The 19,173-nt window shown below is 62.3% G+C and carries 20 protein-coding genes and 1 tRNA gene; 9 read left to right on the plus strand and 12 right to left on the minus strand.

The window, feature by feature from the left end; all coding sequences use genetic code 11:
- Positions 1–6: 6 nt before the first annotated feature.
- From EN869_RS25745 to EN869_RS25765, 5 genes are all read left to right on the plus strand, one after another.
- Positions 7–789, plus strand: coding sequence for a 3-hydroxybutyrate dehydrogenase (locus EN869_RS25745; protein WP_127230062.1), 783 nt, complete (start codon positions 7–9; stop codon positions 787–789).
- A 22-nt stretch (positions 790–811) separates the two neighbouring features.
- Complete coding sequence (locus EN869_RS25750; protein WP_127230063.1) at positions 812–1,963, plus strand: patatin-like phospholipase family protein; 1,152 nt, start codon at positions 812–814, stop codon at positions 1,961–1,963.
- 33 nt (positions 1,964–1,996) lie between these two features.
- A complete protein-coding gene (locus EN869_RS25755; RefSeq protein WP_245489617.1) occupies positions 1,997–3,391 on the plus strand; it encodes an NAD(P)/FAD-dependent oxidoreductase in 1,395 nt (464 codons plus the stop codon).
- A 19-nt stretch (positions 3,392–3,410) separates the two neighbouring features.
- On the plus strand, positions 3,411–4,757 hold the full coding sequence (locus EN869_RS25760; protein WP_127230064.1) for an NAD(P)/FAD-dependent oxidoreductase: 1,347 nt from the start codon (positions 3,411–3,413) through the stop codon (positions 4,755–4,757).
- Positions 4,758–4,899: 142 nt separating this feature from the next.
- Positions 4,900–5,604, plus strand: coding sequence for a peroxiredoxin-like family protein (locus EN869_RS25765; RefSeq protein ID WP_127230065.1), 705 nt, complete (start codon positions 4,900–4,902; stop codon positions 5,602–5,604).
- On the opposite strand, the gene EN869_RS25770 is transcribed toward EN869_RS25765, so the two are convergent.
- Together EN869_RS25770 and EN869_RS25775 are read right to left on the minus strand one after the other, a co-directional pair.
- Positions 5,588–6,493 (minus strand): LysR family transcriptional regulator, encoded by a 906-nt coding sequence (locus EN869_RS25770; protein WP_127230066.1) that lies wholly within the window; start codon positions 6,491–6,493, stop codon positions 5,588–5,590. The two genes, EN869_RS25765 and EN869_RS25770, sit on opposite strands and share 17 nt — an antisense overlap.
- 136 nt (positions 6,494–6,629) lie before the next feature.
- Positions 6,630–7,520 (minus strand): LysR family transcriptional regulator, encoded by an 891-nt coding sequence (locus tag EN869_RS25775; RefSeq protein ID WP_127230067.1) that lies wholly within the window; start codon positions 7,518–7,520, stop codon positions 6,630–6,632.
- Between the two features lie 105 nt (positions 7,521–7,625).
- Between EN869_RS25775 and EN869_RS25780 the strand changes: the two genes are divergently transcribed.
- The 3 genes from EN869_RS25780 to EN869_RS25790 all read left to right on the plus strand — a co-directional run bounded on the left by EN869_RS25780 (position 7,626) and on the right by EN869_RS25790 (position 9,799).
- Positions 7,626–8,288, plus strand: a complete 663-nt coding sequence (locus EN869_RS25780) for a peroxiredoxin-like family protein (protein WP_127230068.1) — start codon at positions 7,626–7,628, stop codon at positions 8,286–8,288.
- 10 nt (positions 8,289–8,298) lie between these two features.
- On the plus strand, positions 8,299–9,540 hold the full coding sequence (locus EN869_RS25785; RefSeq protein WP_245489618.1) for an MFS transporter: 1,242 nt from the start codon (positions 8,299–8,301) through the stop codon (positions 9,538–9,540).
- A 184-nt stretch (positions 9,541–9,724) separates the two neighbouring features.
- Positions 9,725–9,799 (plus strand) — tRNA-Cys (locus tag EN869_RS25790).
- A 67-nt stretch (positions 9,800–9,866) separates the two neighbouring features.
- Here the strand turns inward: EN869_RS25790 and EN869_RS25795 are convergent.
- Both EN869_RS25795 and EN869_RS25800 read right to left on the minus strand, forming a co-directional pair.
- Positions 9,867–10,610: a GGDEF domain-containing protein gene (locus EN869_RS25795; RefSeq protein ID WP_245489619.1), complete on the minus strand. Its 744-nt coding sequence runs from the start codon at positions 10,608–10,610 to the stop codon at positions 9,867–9,869.
- Positions 10,611–10,868: 258 nt separating this feature from the next.
- Complete coding sequence (locus tag EN869_RS25800; protein WP_245489620.1) at positions 10,869–11,579, minus strand: thermonuclease family protein; 711 nt, start codon at positions 11,577–11,579, stop codon at positions 10,869–10,871.
- A gap of 205 nt (positions 11,580–11,784) precedes the next feature.
- On the opposite strand from EN869_RS25800, the gene EN869_RS25805 reads away from it, so the two are divergent.
- Positions 11,785–12,321 carry a hypothetical protein gene (locus EN869_RS25805; RefSeq protein ID WP_127230070.1) on the plus strand — a complete coding sequence of 179 codons (537 nt, stop codon included), beginning with the start codon at positions 11,785–11,787 and terminating at the stop codon, positions 12,319–12,321.
- 40 nt (positions 12,322–12,361) lie between these two features.
- On the opposite strand, the gene EN869_RS25810 is transcribed toward EN869_RS25805, so the two are convergent.
- The 8 genes from EN869_RS25810 to EN869_RS25845 form a co-directional block, all read right to left on the minus strand.
- On the minus strand, positions 12,362–12,922 hold the full coding sequence (locus tag EN869_RS25810) for a hypothetical protein (protein ID WP_127230071.1): 561 nt from the start codon (positions 12,920–12,922) through the stop codon (positions 12,362–12,364).
- On the minus strand, positions 12,919–13,512 hold the full coding sequence (locus tag EN869_RS25815) for a L,D-transpeptidase (RefSeq protein WP_127230072.1): 594 nt from the start codon (positions 13,510–13,512) through the stop codon (positions 12,919–12,921). The genes EN869_RS25810 and EN869_RS25815 overlap by 4 nt, the downstream gene beginning before the upstream one ends.
- A complete protein-coding gene (locus tag EN869_RS25820; RefSeq protein WP_127230073.1) occupies positions 13,499–14,662 on the minus strand; it encodes an AAA family ATPase in 1,164 nt (387 codons plus the stop codon). Before EN869_RS25820 ends, EN869_RS25815 begins: the two co-directional genes overlap by 14 nt.
- Complete coding sequence (locus EN869_RS25825; protein WP_245489621.1) at positions 14,659–15,297, minus strand: TadE/TadG family type IV pilus assembly protein; 639 nt, start codon at positions 15,295–15,297, stop codon at positions 14,659–14,661. Before EN869_RS25825 ends, EN869_RS25820 begins: the two co-directional genes overlap by 4 nt.
- Entirely contained in the window at positions 15,297–15,839 is a 543-nt protein-coding gene (locus EN869_RS25830) for a TadE/TadG family type IV pilus assembly protein (protein WP_127230074.1), read from the minus strand. Before EN869_RS25830 ends, EN869_RS25825 begins: the two co-directional genes overlap by 1 nt.
- A gap of 5 nt (positions 15,840–15,844) precedes the next feature.
- Entirely contained in the window at positions 15,845–17,380 is a 1,536-nt protein-coding gene (locus EN869_RS25835) for a pilus assembly protein TadG-related protein (RefSeq protein ID WP_127230075.1), read from the minus strand.
- A 65-nt stretch (positions 17,381–17,445) separates the two neighbouring features.
- Positions 17,446–17,739, minus strand: a complete 294-nt coding sequence (locus tag EN869_RS25840) for a hypothetical protein (protein ID WP_127230076.1) — start codon at positions 17,737–17,739, stop codon at positions 17,446–17,448.
- Positions 17,726–19,171: a type II and III secretion system protein family protein gene (locus tag EN869_RS25845; protein WP_127230077.1), complete on the minus strand. Its 1,446-nt coding sequence runs from the start codon at positions 19,169–19,171 to the stop codon at positions 17,726–17,728. Before EN869_RS25845 ends, EN869_RS25840 begins: the two co-directional genes overlap by 14 nt.
- Positions 19,172–19,173: the final 2 nt, after the last annotated feature.

A 19,173-nucleotide genomic window follows, 5' to 3' on the forward strand; every position in this document is an offset into this window, starting at 1 on the left:
AAGACGATGCTCAAAGGCAAGACAGCACTCATCACCGGTTCGACCAGCGGCATCGGGCAAGGCATTGCCTCAGCCTTCGCGGCCAAGGGCTGCAACATCGTTCTGAACGGCTTTGGCGACGCCGCCGAGATCGAACGGCTGCGGGCAAAGCTGGCCGCCGATCATCAGGTCGCCGTTCGATACGACAATGCTGACATGAGCAAGGGCGACGCGATCACCTCGATGATGGACAAGGCCATCGCCGAGTTCGGCGCCGTTGACATATTGGTCAACAATGCCGGCATTCAGCATGTCGCGCCGATCGATGACTTTCCGATCGAGAAATGGGAAGCGGTCGTGGCGATCGATCTCATGTCCTCGTTCTATACGATCCGGCGCGCGTTGCAGGCGATGAAGGCGCGCAAATGGGGCCGCATCATCAATGTGGCCTCGGCGCACGCGCTCGTCGCATCGCCCTACAAGTCCGCCTATGTCGCGGCCAAGCACGGCGTCGCCGGCCTGACCAAGACCGTCGCGCTGGAAGTTGCCGAACAAGGCATTACGGTCAACGCTGTTTGCCCCGGCTACGTGCTCACGCCGCTTGTCGAGAAGCAGATACCCGACACGGCCAAGGCCCGCGGGATCACCGAGCAGCAGGTGATCAAGGATGTTCTGTTGGCCGCGCAGCCCACCAAGCAGTTCGTCACGGTCGAGCAGGTTGCCGCGCTCTGTTTGTTCCTCGCGTCGGACGACGCGGCCTCGATCACCGGCGCCGTCATGCCGATCGAAGGCGGTTGGACCGCCCACTAGACCTGCACCGGGAGCGAAGGCCATGAACAAGATCACGCCAAACCTGTCCGTTCCGGGAGCAGAACCGGCGACTGAACACCAGAGCGACGTCAAACGTCAGACCGTCCTTGTCCTTCAAGGCGGTGGCGCGCTCGGCGCCTATCAGGCCGGCGTCTACCAGGCGCTGGTCGAGGGCGGCATCGAACCGGATTGGGTCATAGGCACGTCCATCGGCGCCATCAACGCCGCGCTGATTGCCGGAAACAAGCCCGGCGATCGTCTGCCCAGGCTTCAGGAATTCTGGGATGGCGTCGGCCGGAGCAGTCCATTCGACGAGTTTTTCCGGATGATGGTTCCGAGCAACATCTTTGCCAATATGGGCACGGTGATGCGCGGCATCCCGGGATTCTTCGAACCGAACCCGAGCGCCATGTTTGGCGTGAACCGCGAGGTCGGTGTCGAGAATGCCTCCTATTACACCACCGATCCGCTCAAGAGGACGCTGAACAATCTGGTCGACTTCGACTACCTCAACGGCCACCACACACGGCTGACGGTCGGCGCCGTGAACGTGAACACCAGCGAGCTTAGATACTTCGACACGCGCGAGATGATCCTGTCGGCGGCGCACATCATGGCGTCGGGCGCCCTGCCGCCAGCGTTTCCGGCGGTCTGCATCGACGGCGAGCCCTATTGGGACGGCGGCATCTATTCGAACACGCCGATCGAGGTGGTGCTCGATGCGCGACCAAGGCGAGACGCGCTGATCTTCGCGGTCAACATGTGGCAACCCCGCGCCACCGAGCCAAAGTCGATCTGGCAGGTCATGGGCCGGCAGAAGGACCTGCAATATGCCAGCCGCGGCCGGAGCCACGTTGCACGGCAGGAGCAGTTGCATCGGCTTCGGCATGTCGTGCGCGAAATGGGAAAGCTCGTGCCCGAGGAGCTTCGCGAGGATCCGATGTTCAAGGAACTCGCCTCCTACGGCTGCCCGTCGGTCATGCACCTCGTCCGCCTGCTTTCGCCGCGACTGGACGGCGAGGACCATACCAAGGACATCGACTTCACCCGCTCGGGCATCCGCACGCGCTGGCAGGCAGGATACGAGCATGGGCAACGCGTTCTCACCGACAAGCCCTGGGAATGCGAGGTCGACATGCTGCAGGGCATCGTGATCCACGAATCCCAAGAGTGATGCGCCGCGCCGAGAAAGATACGGAGACCACCGATGCAGATCATCACTCCCGGCATGCGGTTGATCCCGGAAGCCGTGCTCGCCAACAATGCTGCGCTGTTCCGCACGATCCCGGAGACTCCCTCGCACGCGGACAAGTCACTGCATCGCGTGATCATTGTGGGCGGCGGCGCGGGTGGCCTGGAACTGGCGACACGCCTCGGCCGCAAGTTCGGCAAGCGGCGACTTTCCGTCACGCTTGTCGACCGAAACCGCACCCATATCTGGAAACCGCTTCTGCATGAGGTGGCATCCGGTGCCTTGAACGCGTCGCACGACGCGGTTGAATACATCGCCCATGCCAGCCGCCACGGCTATCGATACCGTATTGGTGAGGTCGTCGGCATTGACCGTGCCAAACGCCAGGTCTTCGTCGCGCCCAGCTTCGACGATGACGGCCGCCAGGTCATCCCGCCACGTGTCCTGGGCTACGACACGCTGGTCATCGCCGTCGGCAGCGTCAGCAATGACTTCGGCACGCCGGGTGCCGCGCGCCACGCCATTGCGCTCGACACCGCGGAGCAGGCCGCCCGGTTCAACAAGCGGATGATCGACGCATGCCTGCGCGCCAACGCGCAATACGAGCAGCTTTCACCCGGTCAGCTTCATTGCGTCATCGTCGGCGCCGGCGCCACCGGTGTCGAACTGGCAGCGGAACTGCACAAGTCGATGCGGGAAATTGCGTCGCACAATCTCGACAACATCGATTTCGAAAGGCTGATCCGCATCACCATCGTCGAAGCAGGGCCTCGCATTCTGCCCGCGCTGCCCGAGCAGATGGCACGCGCAACAGCGCGCTTGCTGATCAAGCTGGGCGTCCAGATACGTTGCGGCATCAAGGTCACCGAAGTGACCGAAGACGGCATCCGGCTTGGCGAAAAGCTCTTTGTGCCTGCCGAATTGGTCGTCTGGGCGGCCGGGATCAAGGCGCCGGATTTCCTGAAGGGCCTCGATGGTCTCGGAACCGACCGCATCAACCGCCTGATGGTCGACGAAACCTTGCGCACGGTCGGGGACGACAATGTGTTCGCGATCGGGGACTGCGCGAACTGCGTGCTTCCGGGTGAGGAAAGCGCCTTGCCGCCGCGAGCCCAGACGGCCCATCAGCAGGCAGACCACATGGCCAAGGTGATTGCAGCGCGGCTCGCAGGGCATGCCGCGCCGGCTTATCGTTACCGCGACTATGGGTCCCTGGTCTCGCTGGCCGACTACGGTGCGTTCGGCAGCCTGATCGGAGGACTGAAGATCGAAGGTCTCGTTGCGAGGCTCGTCTATCGCTCGCTGCACAAGATGCATCTCAAGGCCGTGCACGGGCTGACCAAGACCATGCTGGCTTCGATCGGCGAGATGATCGTCAGGCGCGCCAGACCACGGATCAAGCTTCACTGAGCGCGGCGGAGGCGGTGCGATGGAAAAGTATGACGTCGTGATCCTGGGCGGTGGCAATGCCGGCATGGGTGTCACGGTCGCGACGCGCGCCGCCGGACTTTCCGTCGCCATGATCGAGGCTCGCGATCTCGGCGGCACATGCCCTAATCGCGGCTGCACGCCGAAGAAGGTGCTGGTCGCGGCGGCTCACGCGCTCGACGAGATCGGAAGAGCCGGCACCCATGCAATCAAGATCGATCCGCCGAGGCTCGATTGGCGAGCCTTGATCGAGCGGGAAAAGGCCATCATCGCGGATGTTCCATCCCGGCTGTCCGGATTGATGATCAAGCGGGGCGTCGATGTGATCCACGGCGAAGCCGCATTTATGGCGAGCAATGCCATCCGCGTCGGCACCCGAGAGCTTGAGGCCAGGAACATCGTCATCGCCACCGGCTCGAAGCCTCGCCCGCTGTCGATCCCGGGGTCGGAATTTCTGACCACATCCGACGATGTTCTGACCGATCCTGTGTTGCCACGCGCCGTCGTATTCATTGGCGGCGGCGTTATCGCCTTCGAACTGGGCCACGTCTATGCGCGCGCCGGCGTCGAGGTCACGATCCTCGAGGCGCTGCCGCAACTCCTCGGAGGCTTCGACGAGGATGCCGTTGCCCAAATCCGTGCCGAGAGCGAGCGGCTGGGCATCAGCATCCATACCAAGGCCTGGGTCAAGAAGATCGAAGCGACCGACGGGCGGCTGCGGGTAAGCTTCGCGAAGGATGGCGCCGAATGCTCGGTCAACGCGGATCGGGCCGTCAATTGCGCGGGGCGCGTGGCCAATGTCGAGGGCCTCGATCTTGGGGCGGGTGTCATCGTGCATCGCGAAGGCCGCATAGAGATCGACGAGCATCTGCGCTCGCGTTCCAACCCAGATATCTATGTCTGCGGCGATGCCGTGTGGAACTCTCCGCAGCTTTCGCCGGTGGCGACCTATGAAGGCGGGATCGTCGGCCGCAACATCGTCGACGGCCCGAAGCATCGGCCGGACTACAGTCACATACCGGCGTCTCTTTATAGCATTCCGGCCGTGGCGGCCGTCGGTTTGACCGAGGCTCAGGCGAGGGAACGCGGCTTCATCGTCAACGTCCACCTGAACGACATGCAAGGCTGGCTCTCCGCCAGGACTTACGCGGAGCCGGTCGCATGGTCGAAGATCATCGTCGAGGAAACGACAGCCAGGATCCTTGGGGCTCACCTGCTCGGCCATGCCGGCGAAGAGCTGATCCACATCTTTGCGCTCGCGATGAAGCACGGCATCACGGCACGAGAGCTGTCCGAAATGGTCTGCGCTTTCCCGACTTTCACAGCGGATATCAGGAACATGATGTAACGCGTTGGCCCAGGCCAGCGAAGGTAGAGCGGAGGCCCGGCATGCGTCGATGCACGCAGGGCATCAAAACCATGCAGGAAAAACATGGTAATTGCCGAGGGGTTACGGTGGTAGGCTGTGGGGGACACGTGAAAGTGCAGACATGGCCGCCGACGACCAGGCAATGACATTCGAGCAGTCCGTCCAGGCAGCCATCGAACTTGATGCGCCCCTCAATGAACGGCTGGCGGTAGTTGCCGCGGCGGTTCGCCGCCTAAACTCGGAATTCGCCGACGCCGTCGAGCGACTGGTGGATCGCCTTGAGAAGCAAGGTGCCGGCACAATGGCGCCAGCTCCTGGCGAAGCCATGCCAGGTTTCCTGTTGCCTGATGACGATGGCAGGCTCGTCAGCCTCGCCGAAATCCTGGCCAAGGGGCCAGCCGTTGTCACCTTTCAACGCGGTCACTGGTGTCCTTATTGCCGCTTGAACGCCATCGGGATTGTCGAGGTGCACCGCGAGATCGCGGAATTGGGCGGACAGGTAATTGCGATCATGCCGGAGCGGCGCAAATTCGCGAAGGCCATGAAGGCTCTGGTCGGCGCACAATTCCCGTTTCTGATCGACATGGACAATGGATATGCGTTGTCGCTCAACCTCGCGATCTGGGTCGGCGCCGAGATGGAGCGGCTCATGGGCCTGGGGCTCGACATCCCTAATTATCAGGGCAACAGCAGCTGGTTTATGCCTATTCCGGCCACCTTCATCGTCGGAGCGGACGGGATCATCAGGGATCGCTTCGTCGATCCGGACTACCGCCGTCGCATGGACATTGACGACCTGATCGCGGCGCTCAGGCGGGCTCGCTGACGCCGAAGGACGACCAGTCGGCGGCTCTCAGAAGGTTGAGCAGGGTTGTCGCGACCGGCGAGCGATGCCTGCCGGCTACCGCATAGACGGAAACGATCCGAGAAACGTCCAGGTCACGCAGCTTGAGCCGGCGGGTGTTCGAGGAGCGCGGTGCCGTCAGCGACACGAAGCCGACCCCGGCGTTGGCTTCGAGCAACGCCAGAAGGTCCTGATCGGTCTCGACTTCATGCGCGGTTCGAGGTGTAAGACCCCTGGAGGACAGGGAGCGCGACAACTCCTCGCTCGTCTCCCAATCGATCCGACTGAGCACGGGTTCGGCGGCAAGCTGAGCCAACGCGACGTCCGCCTCGTTGCGCCGGGCCAGCGGATGATCGGCATTTACAGCGAGTTCAATCTCTTCCCGAAACAGCGGCCATATGTCCAGGCGGTCCCAGGCCTGTCCCAGGGGGCCGGCAATTGCCAGCTCGACGTCGCCACTCTTCAACGCGTCGACGACAGCAGCGGGCGAACCACGACTGATCTTGAGGTGGGCGCCGGGATAGGCCCGGAAAAGCTCCGTGAAGGGCGAAACCAGCAGCGCTATGTTGATGCTGTTGGATATGGTGACGTTGAGGGGTGCCACGTCACTGCTTTGCACCGCCTTGGCAAGCGACTTGGCGGAAGTGGCCGCATCGTAACACTGTTGCAGCAGAGGCAGCATTCGCCGCCCAAGCTCGGTAAGGTGCGAGTGCTGACGTTCGCGCCTCAGGAGCTCCCCGCCCAGTTCGTCTTCAAGTGTCTTGATCGCGCGCGTAAGGGCCGGCTGAGTGACGTTGCATTCCTCGGCCGCCCTGGTGAAATTCAACGTGTTAGACAGGGCCAGAAAATAACGGACCTGCTGCATCTCCATGAAATCTCGCCCCCTCAGCGAAATGGTTTATCAGCGACGGCGCATATTGCGAGACTAACCTAGTTGATCGCGTTGGGCAAAGTGGCGCGCATTGCGGACTAGGTGTGTGATACCGCCGGCCAGTGGCAGCGACTTATCATGACGAACCAAGTGACTTGCTCAACCAGTCGGCAAATCCTCTGGCCCGTTTGCTCGGCTGGCGCCCGGCCGGAAACAAAGCATGGATGGGTATGGTCGGTAGCGCAAAATCCGGCAGCAGCCGACACAGGCGGCCGTCCTGTAGTTCTGCGTTAAACATCCATCCCGAACCGAATGCGACGCCAAGCCCAGCCACAACACACGCTGTAACGCCGGCCGAGCTCGAGACCCTGATGCGCGGACTTTCGGGCAGCACAAAGCGGACGTGCGGATCGATCAGCTCCTGAAACGTCGCGCCGGAACTGTCGGAGGGTCCGAAGATCATCTGGTGGTTCGCCAGATCGGCAGGGCTGCTCGGCTGACCGTGCTGGGCAATGTATTGCGGCGCTGCAACGAGCAACCTCGGCGTCTGCCCGACCTTGCGCGCCATCATGCTGGAATTGTCGAGCAGGCCAAGCCGGATCGCAACATCGGCACCCTCCTCGGCGAGACTGCGCCGGCGATCGTCCATCATCAACTCGACCGAAAGATTGGGGTGCTCGGCGAGAAGACTGGGCAGGCGAGGAATGAGCGCGCGCACACCAAAGGTCACCGACAACTCGACGCGCAGAACGCCGCTTAACTCCTCATTGCCGGCTGCGGTATCGGCCGCTGCACCAAGATCTGCCAGCAGCGGCCGGATCTGGTCGAGGTAGACTTGCCCAGCCTCGGTTAGCCCGACCTTGCGGCTGGTGCGGATGAGTAGGCGGGCACCGATGCGCGCCTCAAGATCGTTCAGAATCCGCGACACCGACGGCTGCGACAGACCAATCTCGCGGGCGACCTGGGAAAGGTTTCCCCTCTCGGCCACCCGCACGAAAACCTCAAGTTCCTGCAGTCTGTCGGCCATTCATTTTCCGGATGATTGCTATGCTCTTTGGCAAGCTACCCCCCTTTCTGAAAATAGGCGAGGACATTCCGCCGCAAGCCGTGCGGTCAAGATTTGGAGTGTCTCATGTCTCTTCAGGAAAAGCTCGATGCCTTCAAAGCCGACTTTGAAAGCAAGGCTCCCAAGCAAGCGGTCGAGGTCATGCGCCGTGCAACCGCCGAACTCATAGCGTCGGGTCAGGCCGCCCAAGCCCTAAAGGCAGGCGCCGTTGCGCCAGAATTCACATTGCCGGAGGCTGATGGCGGGTTTGTCGCATCCAGCGATCTGCTTACCCGCGGTCCCTTGGTGCTCAGTTTTTATCGCGGAGTCTGGTGCCCCTATTGCAACATCGAGCTTGCCGCCTTGCAGGAAGCTTGGCCAGCAATCCAGGCTACCGGGGCACAACTGGTTTCCATCTCCCCGCAATCGCTGGCGAACGGCCGCAAGGCCAAGCTCGACAAGCAGATAGCGTTCCCGATGCTGAGCGACGCCGGCGGTAGGGTCGCCGATGCCTTCGGCCTGCGGTTTCGCCTGCCCGACGATCTGATCGACTTATATCGCGGCTTTGGCGTCGACCTGCCGCTTATCAATGAGGATCGTTCCTGGACTTTGCCGATGCCGGCTCGTTTCGTGGTCGGGCAAGACGGCATCATCGCCTATGCCGAAGTCAGCCCAGACTACACACGCAGACCCGACCCGGCCGACCTTCTTCCCGTGCTCAAGCGATTGCAGGGCTCCATCGCAGCCTGAGACAGTGGCCATGGACCACATGACAGCCGCGAATGTTATCGCAGCCAGCGCCGCCCGGCGCTGGTTGATGCTAGGCGTGGTCTCAGTAGGCGCCTTCCTGCCGATGACGACATGGTTTTCCGCAACGGCGATTGCGCCGCAGCTGACCCGGCTGTGGGATCTTTCTCCGGCGCAGGGCGCGTGGATAACCGGTGCCGTGCAGATCGGCTTTGCCATCGGCGCGTTGGCCTCCAGCATGGCCGGGCTTCCGGATGTGTTTTCGCTTCGCAAGCTGATCGGCGTCAGTGCCCTGACCGCCGCTACCGCAAACCTGTGCCTATTATTCGCACCCTCTGTCGGCTTGCTGCTGGTCGCCCGTTTTGTCACCGGCTTGGCGCTGGCGGGCGTCTATCCACCAGCGGTGAAACTGGTGTCCACCTGGTTCAGTCGCGAACGGGGAACTGCGCTTGGCGTTCTTCTCGCTGCACTAACGCTCGGTTCTGCCTTTCCTCATCTGGTGTCAGCCCGAGTGGCCGAATTGGCTTGGCAAAGCGTCATCGTGGCCACCTCGCTCGCGGCAATGGCTGGCGCTTTGTTGATCCTCTGGATGGGGGAGGAGGGACCCCATCCCTTCGCGAAATCGGCATTCGACCCTCGCCACATAAAAACGCTGGTGCGCAACCGTGCTCTGATGCTCGCCAATCTTGGCTATCTGGGTCACATGTGGGAGCTCTACGCAATGTGGGGCTGGATACTGGCTTACATCAGGGCAGGTGGCCCCGGTCTGGGCATTGGGGGTCACGGCGCTGCGTCCGTGCTGGCATTCTTCGTCGTGGCGTCGGGTGGGATCGGCTCGATCGCCGGCGGCCTTGTGGCGGATCGCTTCGGCCGCACTGCAACGGCGGCTGCGATGATGGTTGTATCCGGCTTCTGCGCATTGACGATCGGCCTGACCTTCGCCGGTCCGTTCTGGCTGTTCGCCGTCGTTGCCATAGCATGGGGAGCGACCGTCATTGGCGATTCCGCCCAATTCTCGGCCATGGCAACCGAATTGAGCGATCAACGCTACGTGGGCACAGCGCTTTCCCTGCAGCTAAGCGTCGGCATCGCACTCACCTTTTGTTCCATCCATCTGGTGTCATTCATGGCGGAGACAGTAGGTTGGCGCTGGAGCTTCCTGGTCCTGGCGCCCGGCCCACTGCTTGGCATCGTCGCAATGGTAGCGCTGCGGCGGCTGCCGGCTGCACGACTAATAGCGCATGGGCTGAGATAGAGTTTCGGCCCTGTCATTCCGGGTCATTTTGTTGATCGTCACAACGTTACAAAATGGCACATAAGCCATTGATGTTATTGTAGATAGCTAGAGTTCAATCCTCTCTAGCACCACCAGCCTTTTCCCTGTTTGACCGGACGGCGCTTGACGACATTCTGGCGCCAACCTATTGCCTCGCCCACGAGGCCTCGTGGCGGAATGGTTCACGCAGAGGACTGCAAATCCTTCAATCCCGGTTCGATTCCGGGCGAGGCCTCCAATTTCGGCGCTGGTGTGGTCCAGCGGCGGGTACCGGCCCGACCAAGACACGAACCGATCGCGCCGGTTCAGTTGACGTGCGACAACCGCATGCCGGCTTCGTCCGGAGCCTCGGCCATGCCTTCCTCGGCGAAGCGGTACATGTCCTCGAAATCCAGCTCATGTTCGAAGACGACGCCGCCGACGCTGATCGCAAGCACGTCCTTGTCGCCTTTCGGCGCGAAATAGATTTCGCCGACCGCGCCGCGAATGCGCTCGCCGATCTCCTTGGCGTCTTGGTCGCTCGCGCCCGGCAGGAAGACGCCGAACATCGAGGTTCCGAGCCGGCCGATCAGATCGTCCTTGCGCACCGCGGACCGGATGGCCGATGCGATCAGCCGCAAGGCCTCGTCGCCCCATTCCAGACCGAAGCGCAGGTTGATCGATGCCAGATGTTGCGGATGGATGACGAGAAAGGCGCCGGAGCGCGGACCGACCGGTCTCGCGGCCCTTCTGTCGACCATCGACGTGAACACCTTGCCGTTCAGGCAACCGGTCAACTGGTCAAAGGTGCCGGACCTGGTGAGCTCCTGCCGGTAGCGGCGGATCTCGATCTGTTGCCAGCCGAGCAGGGCAAACAACGGCAGGCCGATAGCGATCGGCACGATGATGGCCGTAGCCGCTCCGCGCACGAACGGCGTCAGGCTGTCGCTGAACATGAGCAGGTAGTTCAATGCGAGCGAAAGACCGACGCAGGCGGCGGTGCCAAGCACGGCCAGCCAGACGACTTGCTTCCATGTCCGAACCGGCGCGGTCTGCGTTTTTGTGATCACGGGCCAATCTCCTGTTCGACGCATCCACTTACAGGAGGTCCGTTACGATTTCGGTGTCAGGAAAGCGTACAATTTGATGCAAAGCCGGCATCTTCTCCATGGAACGCGCTGGATCCGGAGCGCACGGTCGACCTGCGCGTTTGATGGCCGGTCCGGCCGGCGCGGCAGTCCACGATTTTTAGGAAAGCTGAAGCGCTCTGACCATTCTGCTTTCACGCAATTCCGGAGCGGAACTGGGCTGGGTTTCTTGTGATTGCGCTATTGCGCTGGGCCGAAAATGCCCATCCTGGCGTCTCTGGCCACCGCTTCCGCCTTGCCATAGATGCCGATGGGCGCGGCCATCGCCCAGCCGTTGGAAACCAGCCAGGCGCCGACATCCTGCTTGCCGAGCGCGCAGGGCGCGGCGATGGCGAAGCGATCGCCGTCCGGCGGCAGCAGGCATTTGAGCGCCCGGCCGCGCAGCCAGGCGTTGAACGCGGCCCGTGCCCGCTGGCCGCAGGGCCAGGCGGTGTTGTCGAACGTGCAGGTCCTGCCGGGGTCTATGTCGATCGTCCCGCTGATGGCGACCGTGCGTCCCATGGCTTCGAAGACCGCCGAGGAGGTCGCGACCGGACGAAAAAGCAGCGTCTCGCGCCAATCCTGCGGCATCGGCGTTTTCGGCAGCGGTGCGAGCCCGAGTTCGCCGAGCGGCGGCCGCGGGTCTACGCGCTCGACCCCGGATGGGTCGAGCGGCGGCGGCGCAATGCGGTCCTCGGCGATTTTGCGCGCCGGCTGGCCTGGCCGCGTGTCGTGAAGCGGCGCGTGGAAGGCCGGCTGAACGTCACCGCCGCCCTGATCAGGCGCGATCGACCGCGGATCGGGCGGCAGCCAGCGCCCGCCCTCGGCGATCAGCAACATGCCGGCGAGCAGCCCGAGCCCGCCGAGCGCGGGCGCCAGCAGCGCGCGGCCGGGCGGTTTCGTCCGGCTCACGCGCGGGACCTCGCGGGGCCGCGCCGATGGCCGGCGACGCCGCTCGAGCCCAATCCGCTGGATGCTGTCAACACGGCGCCACCCCGACCGTCGAACCGGATCATACATTAGACGCGAGCTACATTCCTTGAAAAGCAAGGCGATGCGTTAAGTCTCGCGCAACCAATGCGGCCTAGAATCGGCGATCGGATGTCGAGGGGATGACATGACGCGCAAGTCGATACCGCTCTTTGCTTTTCCGGCCCTGATGCTGCTTCTGCTGGCGGCGGAGCGAATGGCCGCAATGCTTCTCGGCTTCTATCCGGCGAGCCCCGCTGCGTGGCATGCTTGGCTTGAGCTGCGCCCGTTCTCGACGACGTTCTGGCAACAGGTGCATGTCTATCTCGGCGGATCGATGGCCATCGACGCTGCCATCGTTGTCTTAACGGCGGGTCTTTGCTGGATGGCCAGCCGGTCCAAATGGTCCGGCGGATTCTTCCTCGCCAATCATGCCGCAATGATTTTCGCCGGGGCCATGATGGCGCTGAGCAGCCATGCGGAAACGGCGAGCACTATTGCCGCCTTCGTCACACCCCATGGCCTTCAGTTCTCGATGATGGTCGACCTCAGCTTGCAGAACTGCCTGGTTCTGTGCCTCGGTCTCGCGGCCTGCGCATACAGCCATGTCGCGTTCCTGCGCGAGGCAAGAGAGCGCGCCGAGGCTCGCTCGGTCCGCATGCTGGCGCTGCAGCGCGATCTTTAATTGGCCAATCCTGCTTCAAGCCCGGCGACGGCCCGCGCGCTCAGTTGATCTTCTTGTAATAGACCTTGCCGTCGGGCTGCTGGATGCGCTGGTAGGACGGGTTGGGGCCAGGAGGCGAGACCTTCCTCTTGAACGAGCGCTGCGCGTCGGCGGGGTCGGCGCCGCTTTCGTCGGCCGCGGATGCATCCGCCACCGTGGTGTTGTCGAGCATGGCCGGCTCGGGCGCGCTGGGCGCCGGCTCGCTGGCCGCGACGGGCTGGCCTTGCTCCAGCTTGGCGATATTGCCGTTGATCTGGCCGAAATTCGCCTGCAACTGGCGATCCAGCGTCTCGAACCGGCTCTGGAAACCATTGTTGACGGTGTCGATGCGGGTGCCGATCCGCTGCTCGAACTGGCCGAGCTGTTCCAGCCGCGCCTCGATTGTTCTGAGGTCGTTGACGCCGCGATAGAGATAGACCGCGGCCGTTACGTTGACGGCGGTGACGAGCGCGGCGCCAACCGCGACCGCGGCAATGAGTTTGGCCCGGCTGGGCTTCTCCGGAGCGGCTTCCCGTTGACCGAGTTCGATTGCCGGAGCGTCCGGCTCGCTGATCATCGTCATTCAACCACCACCTTTGCGCCCACCGCGACGCGCTTGAAGAGATCGATAACATCGGTGTTCGTCAGCCGGAAGCATCCGGACGTGCCGTCGAAACCGACGCCCTTGGGATCGTTTGTGCCATGGATGCGATAGAGCGTGTCGCGCCCGTCGCGTGCAAGATAGAGCGCCCTGGCGCCGAGCGGATTGTAGGGACCGGCCGGCACCATCGCCGGCAGCTCCGGCCGGCGCGCGCGCATCTCCTTGGGCGGGCGCCATTCCGGCCATTCGGTCTTGGAGGCGACCTTGACCGTCCCGGTCCAGCCGAAGCCGTCGCGGCCGACGCTGATTTGATAGCGCAGCGCCTGGCCCTGGCCGGTCACCAGATAGAGCGCCTTCTCCTGTTTGCGGATGATGATCGTGCCCGGCTGCTCGCCGGTCTGGAAGGTGACCGTCTTGCGCAGGCTGGGCCCCATGGCCGGCAGCGGCGGCAGGCCCGATCCGGCCATCGCCACATCGCAGCCCAACACCAGCACGACGCCGATCAGCAAGGCGCCGGCCAGGCTGGCGCGGCCGCCGCGCGCTTTCCCGGCCGTGGTTCTAGCGCTGGGCATTGTCCAGCCGCTCCTTGAACATCGCCTTCAGATCCTTGTTGAAGCGAGCGCGCTTGTCCACCTCGGAAGGCAGGATGGCGCGATTCAGCGCGTCGGCCAAGAGGGCATTGTCCAGCGCCAGCGACTTGATATGCGGCGCCTTGAAGATCTTCTCCAGCTCGCTGCGCGAGAAGTGGTTGCCGAACCATTTGCGCTTGTGCTTGTTGGCGACCAGCGTGATGCTGACCTTGTTGCCGCGCAATTCGCGGATCTTCTTGTAGAGCCGCTTGCCTTGCCTGAGCGAGGCGACGTTGAGCTCGAAGACGATGAAGATCTCGTCGCTCGTGCGCAGCACAGAGTCATGCCACGGCGTCTCGATGTTGGGCAGGTCGATGACGATGTCGTCGAAGCGGTAGGCGACGAGATCGAGCAGCCGGAAGACGAAGTCGGAGCCATGCGGCTCGAACGGCAGTTGCGGCCGCTCGAAGGAATAGAGCGTGAGGCCGGACGGCCGCTCCAGTTTGATGACGTCCATCAGCTCGACGTCGAGCCGGTCCGGCTGGCCGATGATGCCGGCGAGGTCGAACTGGTTGAACTGGTTGAGATAGGCGCCGCAATTGGCGCTCTGGAAGTCCAGGTCGACAAGGCAGGTCGAGGCCGCCCGGTCGGCTGACTTCGAGGCCAGATGCTCCGCCGCCGAGTTCGCCAGCGTGGTGGCGCCGGCGCCGCCGCTCGCGGCAATGAAGGTGATGATGCGGCTCTTTGTGCCCTGGTTGCCGGTGTCGTGGAAGGTGACGGCGTTGAGCAGCTCCTTGGGATCGAGCGGCTTGTGCAGCCAGTCGGAGGCGTTCATGCGCACCAGAACGCGCGTCTGCTCGGAGGTGAGCTCGTCGGAAATCGCGATCAGCGGCACCGAGGCCCACTTTGACCGAGCTTCGACGACCCCGGGCTGGCCGAGAATCTCGCCATTGCCGAGGTCGAGGATGATGATGCCGGGGCGGCTGTCGGCCGGTGGCCCGTTGATGAATTCGATCGTCTCCGAAACCTTGACGTCGTAGATCGCCAGCGCGTCGAGCCGCGTGGTTACGTCCCGTTTGAAATTCGGATCGGAGGAAAACAGCGCTACCTGCTTTCGCTTCGTGGGCAGGACCCTGGTGTCAATGGCGTTCATGGCGAGGTACTCTTTAAATCTTCACCCGTTACTGTACTCAGCATGGAGGGCATGTTGAAGTTGCCGAACCCGAGCAGGCCGCCCAGGAAAAAGAACTGAAAGTTGACGTTCTGCAGACTGACGGTGATGGTCGGCACCGGGCCGCCCAGTCGCGTCTGATAGCCGAGGCCAGTAGCTGCGTAGGTCACCACGACATTCTGTCGCTGTAAGCCTGGGAAGAACTGACACATGCCTGGCCTCTGGTCGACCGGCGCAGGACAGGCGTTGTCGTTTGTGTTTGCCGTGTCGCCACGGAATATCAGGCTGAACGCGGCAGCATTGAAGTTACCGCCGTTGGTGCAAGAGCCGGTGCCCGTGTTGTTATAGGTGCATACAAATGGCCCATAGGCTCCCGCGACGACCGGGGCGCCCGGATTCGCAATTGGTGCTGCGTTTGCAAGGGCCAAAGCCACGGGATCGGAGATGGAGGCAAGCCTGGCCCCGACCTGCACCGCCTTGGTTGCCGCATTCCATTGATAAAAAGCGTAGCCGAAGTCGACGAAACCCAGCGTCAACGTCAGCAGAAGCGTCAGCGCAATGGCCATTTCGACCATCGTTGCTCCGTCTTCTAACTCTATGAATCGTTTCAGCATCATCAGAACCGGATCAACCGCTCCTGATGACTAGCCCCAAGCGTTACGCCGGTGATGCTGAGCAGCGACAGCAATCCAGCGCTGTCGAGGGTACCGTAAGCGTAGGTGCCGGAGGCGGTTACAATGCAGACCTGCGATGTCGTCGAGAGGTAAAGGACCGTCCCCGTATTGGGGTCGACTGCATTTTTGCAAGTGGTCGGGTCGGCGATGCTGATCGTGACATCAGCTTTCTGCCAGCTTACGAGACGTGCTGCCCCCGTCCCCGCCACATTGCCAAAAACAGTGATGTTCTTCGCGAGATCGGCACAGTCGATCGCCGCGAGTCCAGCGTCCGTGTAGAGCTGGCTATTGCAGCGGGCCGCGAAACGCGCTCCGTCAATGAGGCCGGCTTCCATCAGCAACTTGTCGTGGATGAGGTTGCCGAACTCGAACACGCCCGCCGACAGGAACAACATCAGCGGGCCCACGATTGCCATTTCAATGAGCACGGTGCCCCGTTGATCGGTGCGAAAACGCCTCAGTGTTCGGGAGAGCAGCATCAACATGGCAGTCACCGATAGAGCTGCGCTTCATCGCGCAGGAAGTTGTCGAGAGTTCCCGATCCCCCGCGCCCGGTAATGTCAACGAGCTCGGTAAACACCGACCCACCATTGTTCGCGCCCGAGACGGGCTGTGTGATGAAGAAGCTGGCAAAGGCTTCGACAGGAAGGTTGGTGCTGTTGCCGTTGAGATTGTTCCCTGCCGCCTGCAGCGCATTGCAGTTCAGGATTGCGCCGTAGAGCAGCCGGCGATCGACGGTCGTGACCGGGGCAAGGCAGGCATTCGGCGGCGTTCCTACCTCGCCTCCGTTGGAAGCGTGGCCAACGAGGTTGTTTGCAATCTCGTACTTGTAGACCTGGTATCGGGTCGGCTTTGTCGTGTCCCAGGCGGAGGGATGGGTGGTGCTTTGGAAATTGGTGCTCCAGTAGGTGGAAAGGTTCCAGTTTCCATCGCCCATACGCCCGCCCATATACGGGGTGGTCGCGTCATTGGGCAGGCCCATATTGCCCGTCGCGTTGAACGTGAGCTTGTTGTAGGCGGGGCACTGGTTGCCGTTGCCGTTGCCGCTGGTCGATGCGCCCATGCGAACGTTGGCGGCGGGCCCATACTCGGCGCTGTTGAAGCGATTGCCGCTGGGGCTGATGCCGAAGCGAACATTGAAGGCATCTTGCACCGGGCCATTGTTCTGGCCGGTCTTTGTGTTGACGCCTTGGGCGGAATAGCAGCCGAGGGGCTTGGACGTTGCGATCGTCTCGGCGAGTGCCTGGGCTCCATTGCCGACGCCATCGGGCGGCTGCAGGAAGCCGAAGTTGCCGGGTCCGTAGGCAGCGTTGTTTCCCACCAGGCGAAGTTCGATGAGCCGGCGATGGACGGCCGGATCCGTTACAGCCTGCTCCAGCGTAGCACCGCCCGCCGCGTTTGTGCCATTCACCATCTCATATGGATTGCAGATAAACACGGGGGTGTAATTGCAGACACCCGAGGTGAATCCTGCCACTGAGACGGCACTGATATTGTAGTTTGTGTCTGCCGAACCGCCCGATGAAGCAATCGAGACCGGGAATATTGCGCTGAATGTCTCTGGTTGCGCCTTCACCTGAATGAACCGCGTTACAGTCGCTGAGGCCGCATAGTTGGCTGAGGTGATCGGGCTTGCGTCGCTTGCCGGAATACTCGCAAGGAAGCACCACGACACCTGCCCTTTGGACCGGCAGGCGGCGTATGTTGGATCCACAGTGGTAGCGCCGTTACCAGTGGTCAGCGACATGACGCCGCCATTGGTATTAGAGAACGTGGTGTTGTTCGCAACGAGGTTACTTAGAGCATTCTCGGCGCGGGTCCATGCGTCTGACCGGCCGTTCAGTTCGGCTGCGGCCGCCAGAGCCAGAGCATCGGTTCCCTTCTGCAGGTCATTGTGCAGATTGTTCATCCGGCTCATGTCGATCGCCAGAAGGGACAAACCCATGATAGCCGGCAGCATTATGCTGACGAGGATCAGCGCCAGTCCCCTTTGGTCGTGCCAGAACGCGCGAATAGTTCGCAACATGGCCCTACCCCTTAGCGTCGGGCTCCTCGCATTGCCCGATGATATGCCGCTTCCTTTCGCTCACCTCACTGCGTGCTCGTGCTCGCCGGACCGACGTTGACCGTCATGTTCGTTGTTGGCGGCGCGGGCGGCGGAACCTTGTATCGCTGCACGATGCCAACGGACCGCGCGCCATTGCCTTCGATTTTCGTCTTGTTCGAGGCCGGGTTGTAGGGATCGACCGTCTGCAGCAGCTGGTTGGCTTTCAGCGAATCCCCCGATGCCAATGTCATCGTGTCGTAATTGTTGAGATAGTCGGCCGCGCAGCCTGAAAGCAGCCCGGAGCCGAGTAGAACGAGCAGGAGCTTATTTCTTGACATAGACCAGCTTGTCCTTCGATTTCACATCCAGCATATGGCCATAGGGGCCGGTGACACCGTCGCCCAACTCATACTTCCGGATCATGTCCTTGCTCACCTCGAGCTGGCCGAGCAGCATGAGTTCCGGATCGTTGGCGGGCCTCGTCTTGTCGAAAGGCGTAGCCAGCTGCTCGCCGGGCTTCACCGGCCGAACCAGATACGGGGTGACGATGACGACCAGTTCGGTCTCTTCCTTCTGCGTGCTCGAATTGTGGAACAGCGCGCCGATGATCGGTACCTGGCCGAGCCACGGCACCTGGTCCTGGAGCCTGGTGTTCTTGCTGGAGAGCAGACCACCAACCGCGAAGCTCTGTCCGTCACGCAGGTCGACCACGGTCGCCAGCTTGCGGTTGGTGAAGATCGGGTCGCCCGCGGGTGTGAAGCCGGTGAGGTCGCTGACCTCCGGCGCCAGCTTGATGTGAATCTTGCCGTCGTCGAGCACCACCGGCGTGAAATTCAGATTGACGCCGAACTGCTTGAACTGAATCTCAACCTCTCCTTGGGCGTTGACGCTGCGGATGGGCACCTCGCCGCCCGCATTGAAGCTAGCGGTTTCGCCGGAAACCGTTGTGAGGTTGGGTTCCGCCAAAAGGCGCACGACGCCTTTCTGCTCAAGCGCCTCAATAATCAGATCGACCTTGACGTTGCTGTCGATCACGCGGGTTATCAGTGCTCCGAACGGACTAGCATTGGAAAGCAAGCCGCTCAAAAGGTCGCCCGGCCCGAGCACGATGCCATCCTTATCCACGGCGGCAACACCCGTGCCTGTCCGAGTTGTGCCGCGGCTGTTTGTGCTCCTGAACGAAACACCGAGATCGCGGTCGGCATTGCGCTTGGCCTCAAGGATGCGGACCGACAAATTGACCTGCTCGCTGTCGTCGATAGTGACGGCGTTAATGATCGCGTCTGGACCATATTGCTGGGTGACCTCGACGATGGACGCCAGCGTTGCAGCATCCTTGACGTGGCCGGAAAGCCGGATCTTGCCGTTGATGGAGCCGATCTCGATGCGAGCCTTCGGCGCCACCTGGCGGATCGCTACCGCCATGTCACTGACGTCCTGGCCGACTTCGATCTGGATCGCGCCCAGCGATCGTTTGTCGTCGGAAAACAGATTGACGGTGGTGGTGCCGACACTTTTGCCGATGACATAGAGCGTCTTGTCGGTCATCGGCTGGGCGTCGGCGATCTTTTCGTCGCCGACGACGATGTCGCCCAAGGTAGCGTTCACCTGGAGTGTGACGGATTGCGAGACCGGGATGAAGACGCGATGGAGCGATGGGCTCGACACGTCGATGAAGCGGTCAGCCGCATGAGCAGCGGGGCTCAACTGCAACAAAATGCAGGACCAGGCCAAAGCCGCCGCGGCCAATGATCCTCGAAGAATTCGCATCT

Source organism: Mesorhizobium sp. M2D.F.Ca.ET.226.01.1.1 (genome assembly GCF_004022705.2).
Taxonomy (GTDB): domain Bacteria; phylum Pseudomonadota; class Alphaproteobacteria; order Rhizobiales; family Rhizobiaceae; genus Mesorhizobium.